Source organism: Arthrobacter sp. efr-133-TYG-118 (genome assembly GCF_030209755.1).
Taxonomy (GTDB): Bacteria; Actinomycetota; Actinomycetes; order Actinomycetales; family Micrococcaceae; genus Arthrobacter.
In genome coordinates, this window is sequence record NZ_JARVRH010000022.1 from 164,875 (window position 1) to 181,885 (window position 17,011).

At 65.4% G+C, this 17,011-nt stretch carries 16 protein-coding genes; 5 read left to right on the forward strand and 11 right to left on the reverse strand.

Going from position 1 to position 17,011, the window contains the following annotated elements; genetic code table 11:
- Positions 1 to 9: 9 nt before the first annotated feature.
- Positions 10 to 426, reverse strand: coding sequence for an MGMT family protein (locus tag QRN59_RS17695; RefSeq protein ID WP_284983775.1), 417 nt, complete (start codon positions 424 to 426; stop codon positions 10 to 12).
- Between the two features lie 88 nt (positions 427 to 514).
- Between QRN59_RS17695 and QRN59_RS17700 the strand changes: the two genes are divergently transcribed.
- The 4 genes from QRN59_RS17700 to QRN59_RS17715 all read left to right on the forward strand — a co-directional run bounded on the left by QRN59_RS17700 (position 515) and on the right by QRN59_RS17715 (position 4,040).
- Positions 515 to 1,225 carry a 3'-5' exonuclease gene (locus tag QRN59_RS17700; protein WP_284983776.1) on the forward strand — a complete coding sequence of 237 codons (711 nt, stop codon included), beginning with the start codon at positions 515 to 517 and terminating at the stop codon, positions 1,223 to 1,225.
- Between the two features lie 341 nt (positions 1,226 to 1,566).
- Entirely contained in the window at positions 1,567 to 2,520 is a 954-nt protein-coding gene (locus tag QRN59_RS17705; RefSeq protein ID WP_284983777.1) for an ABC transporter substrate-binding protein, read from the forward strand.
- A 12-nt stretch (positions 2,521 to 2,532) separates the two neighbouring features.
- The gene (locus QRN59_RS17710; RefSeq protein WP_284983778.1) at positions 2,533 to 3,306 is read left to right on the forward strand and encodes an amino acid ABC transporter permease; all 774 of its coding nucleotides are present in this window, start codon (positions 2,533 to 2,535) and stop codon (positions 3,304 to 3,306) included.
- Positions 3,303 to 4,040: an amino acid ABC transporter ATP-binding protein gene (locus QRN59_RS17715; protein WP_284983779.1), complete on the forward strand. Its 738-nt coding sequence runs from the start codon at positions 3,303 to 3,305 to the stop codon at positions 4,038 to 4,040. Before QRN59_RS17710 ends, QRN59_RS17715 begins: the two co-directional genes overlap by 4 nt.
- An 85-nt stretch (positions 4,041 to 4,125) precedes the next feature.
- Here QRN59_RS17715 and QRN59_RS17720 read toward each other — a convergent pair whose 3' ends face one another.
- The 10 genes from QRN59_RS17720 to hemE all read right to left on the reverse strand — a co-directional run bounded on the left by QRN59_RS17720 (position 4,126) and on the right by hemE (position 15,435).
- Positions 4,126 to 5,370, reverse strand: a complete 1,245-nt coding sequence (locus QRN59_RS17720) for a glycoside hydrolase family 3 N-terminal domain-containing protein (RefSeq protein ID WP_284983780.1) — start codon at positions 5,368 to 5,370, stop codon at positions 4,126 to 4,128.
- 128 nt (positions 5,371 to 5,498) lie between these two features.
- A complete protein-coding gene (gene hemL, locus QRN59_RS17725; protein ID WP_284983781.1) occupies positions 5,499 to 6,821 on the reverse strand; it encodes a glutamate-1-semialdehyde 2,1-aminomutase in 1,323 nt (440 codons plus the stop codon).
- A gap of 32 nt (positions 6,822 to 6,853) precedes the next feature.
- On the reverse strand, positions 6,854 to 7,930 hold the full coding sequence (locus tag QRN59_RS17730) for an LLM class flavin-dependent oxidoreductase (protein ID WP_284983782.1): 1,077 nt from the start codon (positions 7,928 to 7,930) through the stop codon (positions 6,854 to 6,856).
- Complete coding sequence (hemB, locus tag QRN59_RS17735) at positions 7,930 to 8,910, reverse strand: porphobilinogen synthase (RefSeq protein ID WP_284983783.1); 981 nt, start codon at positions 8,908 to 8,910, stop codon at positions 7,930 to 7,932. The genes QRN59_RS17730 and hemB overlap by 1 nt, the downstream gene beginning before the upstream one ends.
- On the reverse strand, positions 8,907 to 9,800 hold the full coding sequence (locus QRN59_RS17740) for a uroporphyrinogen-III synthase (protein ID WP_284983784.1): 894 nt from the start codon (positions 9,798 to 9,800) through the stop codon (positions 8,907 to 8,909). The genes hemB and QRN59_RS17740 overlap by 4 nt, the downstream gene beginning before the upstream one ends.
- Before the next feature lie 19 nt (positions 9,801 to 9,819).
- Positions 9,820 to 10,806 carry a hydroxymethylbilane synthase gene (gene hemC, locus QRN59_RS17745; protein ID WP_284983785.1) on the reverse strand — a complete coding sequence of 329 codons (987 nt, stop codon included), beginning with the start codon at positions 10,804 to 10,806 and terminating at the stop codon, positions 9,820 to 9,822.
- Positions 10,803 to 11,978 carry a ferrochelatase gene (locus tag QRN59_RS17750; RefSeq protein WP_284983799.1) on the reverse strand — a complete coding sequence of 392 codons (1,176 nt, stop codon included), beginning with the start codon at positions 11,976 to 11,978 and terminating at the stop codon, positions 10,803 to 10,805. The genes hemC and QRN59_RS17750 overlap by 4 nt, the downstream gene beginning before the upstream one ends.
- 65 nt (positions 11,979 to 12,043) lie before the next feature.
- Positions 12,044 to 12,745 (reverse strand): hydrogen peroxide-dependent heme synthase, encoded by a 702-nt coding sequence (hemQ, locus tag QRN59_RS17755; RefSeq protein ID WP_059387506.1) that lies wholly within the window; start codon positions 12,743 to 12,745, stop codon positions 12,044 to 12,046.
- A 72-nt stretch (positions 12,746 to 12,817) separates the two neighbouring features.
- Positions 12,818 to 14,302 carry a protoporphyrinogen oxidase gene (gene hemG / locus QRN59_RS17760; RefSeq protein WP_284983786.1) on the reverse strand — a complete coding sequence of 495 codons (1,485 nt, stop codon included), beginning with the start codon at positions 14,300 to 14,302 and terminating at the stop codon, positions 12,818 to 12,820.
- 5 nt (positions 14,303 to 14,307) lie between these two features.
- Complete coding sequence (hemE, locus tag QRN59_RS17765) at positions 14,308 to 15,435, reverse strand: uroporphyrinogen decarboxylase (protein WP_284983787.1); 1,128 nt, start codon at positions 15,433 to 15,435, stop codon at positions 14,308 to 14,310.
- 148 nt (positions 15,436 to 15,583) lie between these two features.
- Between hemE and QRN59_RS17770 the strand changes: the two genes are divergently transcribed.
- Positions 15,584 to 16,909, forward strand: coding sequence for a glutamyl-tRNA reductase (locus QRN59_RS17770; protein ID WP_284983788.1), 1,326 nt, complete (start codon positions 15,584 to 15,586; stop codon positions 16,907 to 16,909).
- Positions 16,910 to 17,011: the final 102 nt, after the last annotated feature.

Here is a 17,011-nt window from a genome sequence, read left to right on the forward strand (position 1 = left end):
GTGTTGGACTCACACGGTCATTTCATCATCGGGTACCGACAATTTATGGAGCTGACGCTCGAGTTGCTCAGAGATCGCGTCGATGCTGTCGAAGTCGCGGTCCGTCGGAGCCCACCGGGCCAGGGCCAGGTCAACCCGCCAGCGGCCTTCGCCAGTCCGCAGATACTCTTCGTAGGCGCCGTGCAGCGGCGTGCCCTCATCCACGTAGTGACGCAGCGCTTCCGACTCAAGTCCTGGGGGCGCCTCGCCGCTGGCACGCAGTACGCGCCACCAAGCCACGGTGCTCCCGTGGTGGCTCATGACCGATCCGATCTGGCGGGGACCGCCCGAGCCCAGAAGCTCGGCAACGTCCCCATAGGACACGGCAACGCCGGGCGGCATGAGATCCACGACGGCCAGCACCGCCGTCACAAACTCCATCCGCATGCCATCAGCCTATCGGCATGGGCCGCCGGATCGGCGCAGAAGGAGTGTCGCTCCGGTTCTTGTCGGAGGGCGCCGGTAGCGTTGAAGCATGAGTTCCTGGAACACCCTCCCCCGCGCCGCGTTCGACCTTGAGACCACAGGACGGAACTCCCGCTCCGCGAGGATCGTCACCGCTTCCGTCACGGTAGTGGACGATGACGGCGGCATCATCAAGGAACTCGAATGGCTGGCGGATCCTGGTGTGGAAATTCCCCTGGAGGCCAGCGAGATCCACGGCATCACCACGGAAAAGGCGAGGGCCGAGGGCCGTCCTGCAGCAGAAGTGACGCGCGAAGTTGCGGCAGCGCTCCAGGAACTGTTCGACGACGGCGTGCCGGTCATTGCGTTCAACGCCAGCTATGACTTCACGGTGCTGGCCGCCGAATCCGCCCGTTACGGCGTGCCGCAACTGAGCCGTTTTCCCGTGCTTGACCCCTACGTCATGAACAAGCAGGTCGACCGGTACCGCAAGGGCAAGCGAACCCTGACCGCGCTGTGCGAGGAGTACGGCGTGAACCTCGATAACGCCCACACCTCCGCTGCGGACGCCCTCGCCACCCTGCGCGTCCTGGATGCCATGGCCGGCAAATTTCCGAAGTTGCAGATGCCCGCCTCCAAGCTGCACCACCTCCAGGTTGATTGGGCGGCTGCGCAGGCCGCCGATTTCCAGAGCTACCTGCGCAAGACCAAACCAACAGCCGTCATCGAAGGCGATTGGCCGGTCCTTCCCCCCGAAGATGCCAGCCGCGGAGACTTCTAAGGCACCCGGGTCCACGTACCGGACGCTTTTCCAGCGTCCGCATGATGGGACGCACGTCACATCGCAGTTGCTGCCTGAAAGCCAGCTGGACGTCAGTCACGAATTCCCCTCGATACCCGAGTGACGCGGCACTTCAAGGACACTTCCCATACTTCGCTGAATTTAATTCGGAGCTTCCGGGAATTGCACGCCTTTTCGTCGTCAATTTATGGCTGAATGAGCGGATGACATAATTAAGTTTGGCGGGTCGAGTTCTGATATTGCGGCCCAAACCTGCTTTGGCTACGTTCCCCGCCCATCTCGATACGAACGCGTGTTCCCCGATGAAAGTGATTTGCTTGATGAAAATCAAAGCCCTGAAGTGGTTCTCTGCTGTCCCTGTGGCTGCAGTTCTCGCCGTCTCCCTGGCCGCCTGCGGTGGCGGAGCGGGCAGCACCAGCAGCGCCTCGCCGACCGACGCCCTCCAAGGCAGCGACCAGAAGACGCTGGACAAGTACACCACCAAGGACGTCACTCCGGTGGACAAGATCGACAAGTCCAAGCTGGGCCTGAGCACCGACGGCACTCTGCGCGTCGGCACGCTCTCGGACGCCCCGCCGAACATCTTCATCGATCCCTCGGGCAAGTTCACCGGCTATGACAACGAGCTCCTGCGCGCCGTCGGCGCCAAGCTGGGCCTCAAGGTCGAGTTCGCCTCCACTGACTTCTCGGCGCTGCTCTCCCAGGTCAAGAACAAGCAGTTCGACGTCGGATCCTCCTCGATCTCCACCACGGACAAGCGCCGCGAGACGGTCGGCTTCACCAATGGCTACGACTTCGGCTACATGGCCGTCGTGACCAAGACCGACTCCAAGGTCAAGGGCTTCGCGGACCTCAAGTCCGACGTGCGCATCGGCGTCGTCCAGGGCACCGTCCAGGACGACTACGTAACCAACACGCTCAAGCTTGAGCCCGTCCGTTTCCCGGACTACAACACGGTTTACGCCAACGTGAAGAGCGGCCAGGTTGACGCTTGGGTCGCCCCTTCGCAGCAGGCAACCGGCCAGGTCAAGGACGGCGACAACACGAAGATCGCCGAAAAGGTCGTCAACACCCAGAACTTCACTGCCTGGGCCGTGAACAAGGACAACCAGCCCCTGATCGACGCCCTCAACTCCGGCCTTGACGCCGTGATCGCAGACGGTACCTGGACCAAGCTGACGGCCGAGTGGTACAAGGACCGCCCGACCACTGCGGAGCAGACCCCGCAGGGCTGGAAGCCGGGCAGCAAGGCCGTCCAGATCCCGGCCAAGTAACCCAGGCGTTCCATGGATCTCCAGGAAATCCTCAAGCAACTCGGTGAGACCTTCCTCGATTGGAAGGCGATAGGCGAAGTCATCCCCAAGATGTTCGCGGTCGGCTTGCCGAATACCATTGTCTTGGCCGTCACCTCGGGCGTGATCGGAACTGTGCTCGGCATGGTGCTCGCCTTGATGGGGATCTCCCGGAACCCCGTGGCCCGGTGGATAGCCCGCATATACACCGACGTCCTTCGTGGGCTGCCGCCCGTCCTCACCATCCTCGTGATCGGCCTCGGCTTCGGCCCCATCATCCGTCAGCTGAGCGGCTCCACGAGCCCGTATCCGTTGGCCGTCGCGGCGCTGTCCCTGATGTCGGCGGCATACATCGGCGAGATCTTCCGTTCCGGTATCCAGAGTGTTGACAAGGGTCAGCTAGAGGCAACACGTGCCCTGGGGTTCGGCTACGGCCCTGCCATGCGGCTTGTGGTGGTTCCCCAAGGCGTCCGGCGGGTCCTGCCGGCGCTGGTCAACCAATTCATTGCGTTGATCAAGGAGTCGTCGTTGGTCTTCCTCCTTGGCTTGCTGGCCTCGGAGCGCGAGATCTTCCAGATCGGCAAGGATGCGGCCTCCACGAGCGGAAATCTGTCGCCCTATGTAGCGGCAGCAATCTTCTACCTGGCGCTGACCATTCCGTTGACGCATTTCGTGAACTGGATTGACCGTCGCCTGAGGACAGGCCGACCGGAAAAGAAGGAACCCGACGAGGCAGCCGCCGTCGTCGGGAAGGGAGCCCAAGCATGAGCGAGTTCGCTTCAGGAACACTGACGGCTAAAAACATCCATTTGTCCTTCGGATCGAACCATGTCCTGCGCGGCATCGACCTGCACGTCGAGAAGGGCACCACGGCTTCCGTGATCGGCCCTTCCGGCTCAGGGAAATCCACGCTCCTGCGGGTCATGAACCGGCTGATCGAACCCGAGCAGGGTGACATTTTGCTCGATGGCCGTTCTGTGCTGAAGGACAACCCGGATGAACTGCGCCGGCGAATCGGCATGGTCTTCCAGCAGTTCAACCTGTTCCCGCACAAGACCGTTGTGGAAAACGTCTCCCTCGCCCTGCGGAAGCTCCGTGGCATGTCCAAGGAGCAAGCACGGGAAGATGCCTTGGCCCAACTGGACCTCGTAGGACTCAAGCACAAGGCCGACGCCCGGCCAGCCAACCTTTCCGGCGGCCAACAGCAGCGTGTGGCCATTGCCCGCGCGCTTGCCATGAAGCCCGAGGTCATGTTCTTCGACGAGGCAACATCGGCCCTGGACCCTGAACTGGTCAAGGGCGTGCTCGCCCTCATGACCGATCTGGCCAAGGGCGGCATGACTATGGTGGTGGTAACCCACGAAATGGGCTTCTCGAGGAACGTGTCGGACACCGTGACCTTCATGGACGCAGGCGTCGTCGTGGAGACCGGATCGCCGGAACAACTCTTCACCGAGCCGCGGACCGATCGCCTGAAGGGCTTCCTGTCGGACGTGCTCTAGGCCTTGGCAACGAGAATCCCCGGCTTCCGGACGAAACACCCACAGTGGTGAATCGTCCGGAAGCCGGGGATTCTTCGCGTCCGCTTTACTTCCCTGCCTTCACTTCAAGAACAGTCAAGGCCGCGCTATCGACTGATTTGCGGAATTCAGGATCGGTCTGCGCACGCTGCAGGACCTGTGCGTACATCGCCGGAACTGAAGTAGTGTCTGCGCACAGAACCATGGTGCCGCCCGCTCCAATGAAATTCGCTGCCCTATCCCCCATGCTCCAAGGCGACAGTTGCACGGCGTTGCACAGGTCATCGGACACGATGATGCCGGTGAACCCTGCGTCCGTCCGCAACATGGTGCGCATGATCACCGATGAAAACGGCGCCACATGGTCGGGATCGATCTTGTCGTAGTAGGCGTTCGAAATCATGACCCAGCGGAGTCCGACGTCGATCGCGGCTTTGAACGGCATCAGGTACGGATCCGTCCGGGTGGTTTCGGCGTCGTGGACGTTTGCGCTGACGTCAGTGTTCAGGCTTACGCGCCCCATCCCCGGAAAGTGCTTGACCACCGGCGCCACCCCTGCGTCCCGCAGTCCGGCCGCCATCGCGTTCCCGTACTCGGACACCGCAGCCGGGGTGAAGCCGTATTCACGCTTGAACGCCCCGATGGGCTTGTTCGAGGGCGCAAATTCGGGGCTGGGAACCGTATCCAGTACCGGCGCCAGGTCAACATTCACTCCGGCCTGCAAGAGTTCGGACCCCCAGTTCCGGGCATCAGCACGTAGTTGTTCGGGGCTCGAATTGCCCTGGTCCAAGGCTGCGGGAATAGGCAGGAATCCAGGTCCCCTGAGGACTTGAACGGAGCCGCCTTCCTGGTCCGTCGCGACGGACAGGGGCAACCCTCCGCTTGAGGCCGGCGAAATCGCCGCCCTCAGCTTTTCCACAACCGATGCCGTTGCCGCAACGCCTGCCTGGCTGCGTCCAGCCAGGTAGATGTTGCCCACGTGATTGTTCAGGAGATCAGCCACTGCACTCGAATCGCTTCCGTCGGCCTTGGCTGCCACCATGAACAACTGCCCTACCCTTTGTTCCAGCGTCAGGGCCGCGAGTCGCTGTTCCGGCGTCGGGTGCGGAGGCGGCGGCGGATCAGCAGGCCGGGTTGGCGTTGCAGAAGCACTCGGCGATGCCCCGGACGCAGAGTTGGAAAACCCAGGGGCCGTGGCGGCCTGTGGAGTGCCTGGCGCCGGAGGCGGGTCTCCGACGGCCGTGACCCCGCGGTCAGGGGCGTCGGCGTGCGCAATACCGGCAAATGCCCCGGCCATCAGGGCGAAAAGCACGAGCAGTGAAATTCTGGACGGCTTGAGCAGTTAAATCATCGCCTTGTCGATTCGATCGTTGCGCACAGCCTGCTCCCGGCCCGGCGGTGCAGGCAAGGAGCAGGCTGCAAAACATCGGAAAAGACCCTCTACAACGCGGTGGCCTCCGCTGCCGCCTTGGCCGCCGCAGGGAGCGCGTCGAAGATCCGGTTCATCGCCGCGTCGTCGTGGGCAGCCGACAGGAACCATGCCTCAAAGACCGACGGCGGCAGGTAGACACCGGAGTCCAGCATGGAATGGAAGAACGGCGCGTAGCGGAAGACCTCTTGGGCCTGGGCGTCCGCGTAGTTGTGGACTCCGTTGGCCGAAGTACCGAAGGCCACGGAGAAGAGGTTCCCTGCGCGCTGGATCGAGTGGTCCACGCCGGCGGTGTCCAGCGCCGACGAGAGCGCCGCCGAGAGTTCCAGCGACCGGGCATCCACGAAGCTATAGACCTCCGGGGTGGCGAGCGTCAGGGTGGCGACACCGGCGGCCATCGCCACCGGGTTCCCGGACAAGGTTCCTGCCTGGTACACCGGGCCAAGGGGCGCAAGGTAATCCATAACGTCGGCACGCCCGCCGAGCGCCGCCGTCGGCATGCCGCCGCCGATGACTTTGCCGAAGGTCAGCAGGTCCGGCGTCCAGCCTTCCTGGCGGCCCGTGAGGCCCCAGTAGCCTGCGTAACCGGTGCGGAAGCCGGTGAGCACCTCGTCCAGGATCAACAGCGCGCCGTGTTCGCGGGTGATGCGGGACAGTCCCGCGTTGAAGCCTTCGTTCGGCGTGACCACGCCCATGTTGGCGGGAGCGGCTTCGGTGATGACGGCCGCGATGTTGTTGCCGTGCGCAGCGAAGGCGGCTTCCACCGCGCCGAGGTCGTTGTACGGCAGGACGAGGGTCTCAGCGGCGGCAGCTTCAGTGACACCTGCGGAACCGGGCAGAGCCATCGTGGCAAGGCCCGAGCCGGCCGCGGCGAGCAGTCCATCGAGGTGGCCATGGTAGCAGCCGGCGAACTTCACAATGAGGTTACGGCCGGTGAACCCGCGGGCCAAGCGTACGGCGGTCATGGTGGCCTCGGTGCCCGTGGACACCATGCGGATGCGTTCGACGGCGGACACGCGTTCTTTGACGATCGCGGCGAGGTTTGCCTCGTCGGGCGTGGAGGCGCCGAAGGACAAACCGCGGTCGACGGCGGCATGGACGGCGTCGAGGACGGCCGGGTGCGCGTGACCCAGCAGCGCCGGGCCCCATGAGCAGACAAGGTCGACGTATTCGCGGCCATCCGCATCAGTCAGGTACGGACCCTTTGCGGAAACCATGAACTTCGGGGTGCCGCCGACGGAACCGAAGGCGCGCACCGGAGAGTTGACGCCGCCGGGCATCAAGGATCGGGCGCGGTCGAACAGCTGGTCGGAGACAGGGGTGTGTGAAGTCATGGTGTCCATTCTTTCAGGGATTCGGGGCGCGTTCAGGCGCCGGCAAGCTGCTCGGCCACGAGTGGTGCCACCACGGTGCCGAAGAGTTCGATGCAGCGCATCATGGATTCGTGGGGCAGGGTTCCGTTGCTGTATTTGAGGTCGAAACGGTCAACGCCGAGGTTCTGCTTCAGCAGGACGATCTTGCGGGCAACCGTTTCCGGGGAGCCGACGTAGAGGGCTCCTTCAGGTCCGCACATGGCGTCGAACTCGCCCCTGCTCGCCGGTCCCCAGCCACGTTCTGCGCCGATGCGGTTGCGCTGGACCAGCCAATGCGGGAACAGTTCCTCCCGGGCCTGCTCGTCGGTAGGAGCGACATAGCCGGGCGAGTGGGTGGCGATCTGCTGCATGGGGTGCGCGTATTTCGCCATTGCCTCGCGGTAGAGCTCCACGAGGGGTGCAAAGCGGCGCGGTTCCCCGCCGATGATGGCGAAAATGACCGGGTAGCCGTATTGAGCGCAGCGCAGCACCGACTCAGGGGTACCGCCCACACCGATCCACGTTGGCAGCAAGTGGTGTTCCAGCGGCGGAAAGACGCTCATTCCGTTCACGTTGGGCCTGGTGCGGCCTTCCCAATGCACGGGCTTCTGGGCCCGGACCTTGTCGAAGAGTTCCAGCTTCTCCTCGAACAGGACTTCGTAGTCTGCCAGGTCCAGGCCGAACAGCGGGAACGATTCCACGAACGAGCCGCGGCCCAGCATCACTTCCGCCCGACCGTTGGAGAGTGCGTCGACGGTGGAGAACCGTTGGAAGACCCGGATGGGGTCGTCGGAGCTGAGCACCGTCACTGCCGAGCCGAGCCTGATCCTTGATGTCCGGGCGGCCGCGGCAGCGAGGAACACTTCGGGCGCCGAGACAGCAAAGTCGCGGCGGTGGTGCTCCCCCACGCCAAAGGCATGAAGCCCGACGGCGTCCGCCAGTTCCGCTTCCGCCAGCAGCTCCCGCAATACCCGGGCATGGGGTTTCGGGTTGCCGTCGGCGTCCACCCCGGCGTCACCGAAAGTATTCAGTCCGAGGAGGATTTCCGTAGCTCCGACAGGGGCCGTGGGTGTGGAAGCGGTTTCTGTCATCAGGACTCCTTAAGCCAGCCGGCAAGCTCGGAGGCCCAGTATGTCAGCACCATGTCGGCGCCGGCCCGCTTGATGCCGAGCACGGATTCTGTGATGGCGCCGCGGCGATCGATCCAGCCGTTCGCGGCAGCCGCTTCGATCATGGCGTATTCACCGGAGATTTGGTAGGCCGCCACGGGGACCGGGCTCATGGCGGCGACGTCGGCGAGGATGTCGAGGTAGCTCATGGCCGGCTTGACCATCACCATGTCAGCGCCCTCTTCGAGGTCGAGCTCCACTTCGATGATGGCTTCCCGGCGGTTTGCGGCATCCATCTGGTACGTCCGGCGGTCACCCTTGAGCTGCGAGTCTACGGCCTCGCGGAACGGGCCGTAGAAGGCAGAGGCATACTTCGCCGCGTAGGCCAGGAGCGCGGTGTTCTGGTGTCCGGCTTCTTCAAGCGCCTGGCGAATCACGGCGATCTGGCCATCCATCATCCCGGACGGCCCCAGGACGTGGGCACCGGCGTCGGCCTGCGCCACTGCCATCTGTGCGTAGATTTCGAGGGTGGCGTCGTTGTCCACGTAGCCGTTGGAGTCCAGGACCCCGCAGTGGCCGTGGTCGGTGAATTCGTCCAGGCACACATCGCCCATGACCACCAAGTCATCGCCCACTTCGGCGCGGACGTCGCGGATTGCCTTGTTCAGCACGCCTTCGGGATCCAGGGAAGCTGTGCCGCGGGCATCGCGGACGGCGGGCACACCGAACAGCATGATGCCGCTGACGCCCAGTTCCACGGCCTCGGCAGCGGCTCGCTTCAGCGAGTCGGTGGTGTGCTGCACAACACCGGGCATGGAGCTGATCGGGGCCGGTTCGCTGAGTCCTTCGCGAATAAAGGCGGGCAGGATGAGGTCCGCGGGCGCCAACCGGTGTTCGGCGGTCATCCGGCGCATGGCGGGGGTGGTGCGGAGCCGGCGGGGCCGGTGGTTTGGAAAGCTCAACTTTCGTTCCCTTCGGTGGCGAATACGGTACGTAGGGCGGCCACGATGCCGGCGGGTGTGGGTTCTTTGGCGGTTGCCGCGACCGGGATGCCGAGAGCGGCAGCCTCTGCCGCCGTCGAGCGCCCGATCGCAATGAAGCGGCAATCCCGCAGCGGCCCCAGCGAGGCATGGATGCGGCGTGCCGCGCTGGGTGAAGCGGCGACGACGGCGTGGAGCCGGCCGCTGGAAAGTTCGGCCTTGGCGGCTTCGGGGGTGAGCTCCGGCGCCCCGGATCCTGCCCACGTGTGCCAGCCGTTCGCCGCTGCCAAGGCAGCAGTCAGCCGGCGTTCCGGGGCCGCCGGGTAGTCCACGGTGTGGTAAGCCGTCACTACCTGGACTGCGGCTCCCTTGGCTTCAATCCCCGACGCCAACATCGTGTCGGCGATGTCCGCTTGGGGCAACAGCACGTTGGCCGGGCCTCCCGGCCAGACGGAGACGAGTCCTGCGGCCGACTGGGCGTCATCCGGCGCGAGGTCCACGGGAATGCCTTCCGCTTCGAGAACCCGCCGGCTCGACGGACCAATCGTCGCGACCCGGACAGAATCCGGAATCAGGTCCTTCAACTCCAAGCGACGCTCGGCTGCTTTCTCCTTCAGGGCGCGCACCGTGGTGATGCTGCTGACCACCAGCCAGCTGTACGCTCCCGCCCGGAGGGCGTCCAAGGCGACCTCGAGGGAATGCTGGTCGCGGGCACGCTCAAAGTCAATCAAAGGCAACAGGAGCGGCTCCGCGCCGGCTTCGCGCAAGGCGCTGACGAGCGGGGCGGCACGATCCGGGCTACGCGTCACAAGGACCCGGGCGCCTTCAAGGACCCAGGCCTCCCCCGACTTCACCGCGCTGTGCCGTCCCATGGTCTCCTGTTCGCTCCGGCTATCGGGAAGCTGCAAGATCTGTGATGTCCGCAGCACCCTCGGCAAGCAGCAGCTCGGCGACTTCGATGCCCAGCAACGTGGCGCCGACCTCAGTGAGCCCGTCCGTGGCCTTTTTCTCGCGTACGGACTTGCTCCCGTCCACGGCGCAGACAACGGCTTCCAGGTACAGCATGCTGCCCTTGCGGTAAGCGTAGGCGCCCACGGGCGCTGCACAGCCGGCTTCGAGGCGGGCCAGGACGGCCCGCTCCGCGGTGACGGCCAGCCGGGTGTCTTCATCATTGAGCGCGGCCAGGGCCTGGGCAAGTGCGCCGTGGGAACCTTCGGCCGAACCGGCCTGTCCGGGAGCGTCCGCGGTGCGGCATTCGATCGCAAGTGAGCCCTGTCCAGGGGCCGGAAGCATGACGTCGGTCTCGAAGAACTCTGTCACGACGTCGAGCCTGCTGATTCGTTCCAGTCCCGCCGCGGCGAGGACGACTGCGTCGAGGTCGCCGGGTGAATCTTCTGCGTTTCCGGCGAGCCCGGGAACGCGGCCCAGCCGGGTGTCCACGTTGCCGCGGATGTCCACGACGTCGAGATCCGGGCGGGCGGCGCGCAGCTGGGCAGCGCGGCGCGGAGATCCGGTACCGACCTTTGCGCCCGCCGGAAGGTCCGCCAGCTTGAGACCGTCACGGGCGCACAAGGCGTCCCGGACGTCGACGCGTTTGGGCGTTGCGGCAATGGTGAGTCCCGGTGCCGCACCCGTGGGGAGATCCTTCAGGGAGTGCACAGCCACGTCGCACGCGTTCTCCAACAGCGCGTCGCGAAGCGCGGCGACGAACACTCCGGTGCCGCCCATCTGGGACAAAGAGCCCGTCCGGACATCGCCTTCGGTCTTGATGCGCACCAGTTCAACGGGAAAGCCACCGACGGCGGCTAACTGGTCCGCTGCCTGCTGGCTCTGGGTGAGCGCGAGTTTGCTCGCGCGGGTACCGATCCGAACGGTCATTTCGCGCTTTCTCCTACGGGGTAGGCATCGTGTCCGGTGCCGACTGTGGTGTCCGCACCGGCAATCGTGGGCTTCTCTCCGCGGAAGTTGGCGCAGCAGCCCGGACGGCAGATGTCGTACCACGGCCCGAGCCCGGTCATGGCGGGGCGATCGGCGATGTTGTTGGCTACGGTCCGCTCGCAAATGAGGTCCACCAAGCCGGAAACGAACTTGCGGTGGGTTCCCGGGGTGGGGACGCGGGTCGCGGCGAGCCCGAGGTTTTTGCACGTTTCCAAGGCCTCGGTGTCCAGGTCCCAGGCCACTTCCATGTGATCCGAGACGAAGCCGAGGGGAACGATCACGACGCCCTTGATTCCCTGGCCGGCCAGTTCCTCGATGGCATCGTTGATGTCCGGCTCAAGCCACGGAACACTCGGTGCGCCCGAACGGGACTGGTACACCAAGGACCATGGCGCGGTGAGCCCGGACTCGGCTTCAACCCGCCGAACCACCTCGGCGCCGGCGGTCAAGTGTTGGGCCACATAAGCCGAGTCCTGCTCGAACTCGCGGGGCTCGGCGTCCGAACGCCCGGCGGCCTCGGCGTCGCGGGTTGGAATGGAGTGCGTTGCAAACAGGATGTGGACCGGAGCGTCCTGGAGACCGGCCGCGGCCAGTTTCTCCTTTACCTCCGCAAGTCCTGCAGCCGTTCCTTCGACGAAGGGTTCGACGAAGCCGGGGTGGTCGAAGTACTGGCGGACCTTGTCCACCTCGAGCTTGCCGTCAAGGCCGGTCTCCGTCAGCGCGATACCGATGTCCTCACGGTATTGGCGGCAGCTGGAGTAACAGGAGTAAGCGCTCGTGGTGACCATCAGCAGCTTGCGGTGGCCGGCGTCGTAGGCTTCCTGGAGCGTCTGCGGGATGTAGGGATCCCAGTTGCGGTTGCCCCACAGCACAGGCAGGCTGATGCCCCGCGATGCGAGCTCCGCTTCGAGGGCCGCTTTGAGGTTCCTGTTTTGCTGGTTGATGGGGCTGATCCCGCCAAAAGCGCGGTAGTGGTGGGACACCTCTTCGAGGCGCTCGTCCGGGATGCCGCGGCCACGGGTCACATTGCGCAGGAAGGGAATGACGTCGTCCTGGCCTTCGGGCCCGCCGAAAGAGGCGAGGAGGACGGCGTCGTACTCCTTGGGAGCCATGCGTCCGGCCTCGGTGACGTCATTGACCTCGGTGAGGCTGGCCGGACCAGTGGAGTGGCGGCCGCTCACGCGAGGACCTCGGCGATCTCCGCTGCGGTGATGCGGCGGCCGGTGTAGAACGGGATTTCCTCGCGGACGTGGTTGCGGGCGTCGGTGGCCCGCAGGTGGCGCATGAGGTCGACCAAGTCAACGAGTTCGGGTGCTTCCAGGCCGAGGATCCACTCCCAGTCGCCCAAGGCGAAGGAGGACACGGTGTTGGAGATGACCTGGGGGAAGTCGCGGCCGAGCATGCCGTGATCGCGCAGCATCTTTCCACGCTCTTCGGCCGGGAGGATGTACCACTCGTAGGAGCGGACGAACGGGTAGACGCACAGCCAGGTGCTGGGTTCGACGCCGCGGGCGTAGGCCGGAACGTGGTTCTTGGCGAATTCGGCTTCGCGGTGGACGCCCATGGCGGACCAGACGATCTCGGTGCCGGCGAACAGGGCGCTGCGGCGGATGTCACGGACGGCCTGTTGCAGGGCTTCGGGCTTGGCGCCGTGGAGCCACACCATGATGTCGGCGTCCGAACGCATGGCGGAGACGTCGTAGCTTCCACGGAGGACCACGCCGTCCTCGGCGAGCTTGGCAGCCAGCTGCTCGAAATCCTGGACAGCATCGGCGCTGCGCAGGACATCGCCCGACCGCTTGAAGACGGTCCACAGCGTAAAGAACTGCTCTTCGGATTCGGCAGTTTTAGTGACAGATTCGGCAGAAGTGTGGCTCATGGTACAAGTCTGCCCCGTGGATGCCGCTAAGTCGAAATGCACCACTTCTACAAGGCGTAGAAGTGGTGCATTTCACAAAATTCCGTCGGCCTGCGCAGAAGTGTCCGCAACCACCGCGGCCAGGCCGTTTCCGGCGAGCCAGCCGCCCACAACGGACAAGCCGTCGGCTTCGGAGCAGATGCGGCGCACCTCGGCAACCCGCTGTTTGTGACCGACGGCGGCGAACGGCAAGGCGCCCGCCCAGCGGACGACGTCCCAATCGAGCACGTCCTCTCGGACGATCGGCACGGTCAGCAAGGTCGAGGCGTCGCGGAGCGCAGCCTCAAACAGGGCATCGTCATCCAGCGCGGCCGCCGATCCAGGGGCGTCCACCCCCTCTCCCCGCCCGTAGGATAGGCGCAGCACGTGCGTTCCCGGGCCGGCTTCTTCCGCCAGCCAGCCCCACTTTGCCGTGGCATGCGTGAGCGCTTTCGCCTCGATCCCTTCGGTCTGCGGAGCAACGAGAATGCCGGTGCCGCGGGGACGGCGGTCCAATTCGGGCACGTCCACCACCAAGGTCACCAGGCTCACCAAGGGACCCGCGGCGGGACGCAGCGCGGACAATTCCGGAAGCGCCCCCTCCAGCAGCCCGACGGCGGCCGGACCGTCGAGCGCCACCACCAGCCGTCCGGCGTCGTACGCTGTGCCCGTTGCACTGGCCTGCCAACCGCTTTCAGTGCGGGTGATCGAATCCACCCGGGCGCTTGAAACAAGGGCGACGCCCTGCGAACGCAACTCCGCCACGAGGGCGGTGACAAGCGTGTTCATCCCGCCTTTCAAGCCCCCGACGGCGGATCCGGCCTTCGCCGTCGCGCTTCCGTTTTGCTTTGAACCGGCCGGCCCTGAAGCCGCCTTGCGCTGGCTGGCCACTGCTTCGGCCAACGAACCGTGCTTCCGCAATGCCGCACGCAGTCCGGGGGCCACCATGTCGACGTCGAGCAGTCCGGGATCGGCGGAGTGCACTCCCCCCACGACGGGTGCCACCAGTCGTTCGAGGACCCGCTTGCCCATCCGTGCCCTGACCAGTGAAGAGACACTCGTGACGTTGGCGGAGGTACCCACCGAGACGGGCAGGTAACGGTCGAGCGAGGCCCGCAAGGAGCCCGCGAAGCCCAAGGAACGCCGGACCTCGGGGTCCCACGGATTCGCCGGAATTCCCAGCACTCCGGTCTTGGGTAGTTCCTGCGGGCCGTCGGGCAACTGCACCCAGGCACCGTCAGGATGGGGCGCCACGATGTTGCCGCCGAGCCCGAGATCGCGGGCGAGGTCGGCCACGGCGGTGGAGCGCGTCGCGAAGGACTCTGCGCCACTGTCCAGCACAAGGCCGCCAACCGTGTGGCTTCCCACGCAACCGCCCCACGCGTCCCTCGCTTCGAGCACGGTGACAGCGATCCCGGCCTTGGCCAGACCGCGGGCGGCGAGCAGGCCGGAAATGCCGCCGCCCACGACGACGGCCGTCACCCTAGCTGCTGAATCTCCGGGAAGTGCGTGTTCGGGCTGTGCATGTGTCCCGCGCATGCCCGCTATCCTGCCGGGATCGAGTGGATGAGTTCCACTACCCGGGTCAGGACGGCGGGGTCCGTCTCCGGAGGCACGCCGTGGCCGAGGTTCAGGACGTGGCCCGGCGCTGCGGAACCGGCGGCGATCACCTCGCGCACATGGGCTTCCAGGACCTCCCACGGCGCGGAAAGCAGCGCAGGGTCAATGTTGCCCTGCAAGGGCACGGTGCCACCCAGTCGTCGGTTTGCTTCGTCAAGCGGCAGCCGGTAGTCCACGCCTACAACATCCACGCCAACGTCGCGCATAGCAACGAGCAACTCGGACGTTCCCGTACCGAAGTGGACCAGCGGCGCGCCGAGGTGGCGGACGTGGTCGAGGGCACGGGTCGAGGCGGGAGCAACGTACTTGGCGTAGTCGGCCAGGCCAAGGGAACCGGCCCAGGAGTCGAACAGTTGCCCTGCGGAGGCGCCCGCTTCCAGTTGCGCCCGCAGGAACATGCCCGATGCGTCAGCTGCCCAATTGGCCAGGGCGGTCCAGGTTTCCGGATCGGCGTGCATCATGGTGCGCGGACCGAGGTGGTCGCGGGAGGGCTTGCCTTCCACCATGTACGCCGCGAGCGTGAACGGCGCACCGGCGAAGCCGATCAAGGGCGTGGTGCCGAGCTCCGCCACTGTCAGGCGCACGGCCTCGCGGATCGGCTCGAGGGCTTCCCACGTCAGCTGCGGAAGGGCGGCTACGTCAGCCGCGGTGCGGACGGGCTTGTCCAGGACGGGCCCGACGCCGGGCACAATATCCACGCCGACACCTGCCAGCTTGAGGGGAATGACGATGTCCGAGAAGAAGATGGCCGCATCAACGTCGTGGCGGCGGACCGGCTGCAAGGTGATCTGGGAGGCGAGCTCGGGGCGCAGGCAGGAGTCCAGCATCGCCACGCCTTCACGGACTTTGAGGTATTCCGGCAACGATCGGCCGGCCTGCCGCATGAACCACACCGGACGGCGGGACGGTTTGCCTCCGCGGTAAGCCTGGATCAGCGGCGAGTCTGCGGTGCGGCCATCCATGAGCGGGTGGCTTGCATCAAGGCTTGGGGCGGCGGTGCCGGAAATGCCGTTGGCCGACACAGAATGAGGCAGTGCGGAACTGGAAGTCATGCCTTCGATTGTGCCGAAGATCGGGGTCAAAAGATAACGACAGCCTGTCCCGCACGATCCAAGGTGACGGGCGTCACTCCGGGCAGTGCGGAGAACCACTGGCGTGCGTTGTTCTACATGGCGCCGAAAAAGCTATGATTGCTTTGCTGTGGTTCTTTTCTCATTGGTGGCTACACACGCCGACATCGATCTTGAGACCGTCGCTCAGTTGAGCAACGGTTCATCCGAGGTTGCCTCGTCCGCTTTGGCCGATTCCCAACTTGTGTCCGGCGCCGTGGTCCTGGCCACCTGCAACCGCTACGAAATCTACGGCGAAACGCCGCACGTCGAGAACCTTGAAGCCGCCCGCTCGGCGCTCGTCACGCAGATCAGTGGCTTGAGTGGACTCAACGAGCAACTCGTCTCGCGCGCCTTCAGCACCCGTACCGGCCCCGAGGTCAGCAGGCACCTGTTCGCCGTCAGCGCCGGACTGGACTCCGCCGTCGTCGGCGAACGCGAAATCGCCGGCCAAGTGCGCCGCGCCCTCATCACTGCCCAGCACGAAGGAACCGCGAGTTCCGGGCTGGTCCGTTTGTTCCAGGCCGCTTCCAAGACGGCCAAGGACGTCGGGGCCCAGACCGCCCTCGGTTCGCGCGGCCTCTCCATCGTTTCGGTTGCCCTGGACCTCGCCACGGACCTCTCCGAGAGTGCCGACTGGAGCACCAAGAAGGTAGTTGTCTTCGGGACCGGGGCCTACGCCGGGGCCACTATGTCCCTGCTTCGCGATCGCGGCTGCACCGACGTCTCGGTCTACTCGTCTTCCGGCCGGGCCGAGGCTTTCGTGGCGACCCGCGGCGGGACCGCGCTCGATGCCGAAACCCTTCCTGCCGCCGTCGCTGCCGCCGATGTCATGATCGGTTGCAGCGGGTCGGATACCCGCGTTGAGGCCGCAGAGCTCGCCAAGGTCCGCGCTTTGTCCACCCAGACACTCATCGCGATCGACCTCGCGCTCACCCACGACTTCGACCCCGCAGTGGGCGAGCTCGACGGCGTCGAGCTCCTGACGCTCGAATCCGTGCGGCTCGCGGCGCCCCAGGAACAAGCGGAGTCGCTGGCCCAAGCGAGCACTATCGTTTCCGGTGCGGCAGCGGCCTTCGAGCAGGAGCGCGAAGCCCGGTCCGTGGATTCGGCCATTGTGGCACTGCGTCGCCACACCATGAACGTGCTCGACGCCGAGATGGAGAAAGTCCGGGCCCGGCACGGCTGCACCGCTGCGGCTGAAGAGGTCGAGTTCGCCCTCCGCCGCATGGTCAAGCAATTGCTCCACATCCCCACGGTCCGCGCACGCGAACTCGCCGCCAACGGCCAGCAAGACGATTACGTGGCAGCCCTCGAGGCCTTGTACGGCATCCAGGTGGAGCAGCCGGCTGCGCCACCCGCAGCCGAGTGCCCTGTCGACCACCAACAGGCATCCCAGCAGGCTGAAAGCGCCTAGCCCACGCGACGCCGCCCACCCCGGGTGGCGTTGTCCACGCTCGAACTCACTCAGAGCATGCCCTCCCCTGATCACCAGGACTGGACATAACAGGATTATGTC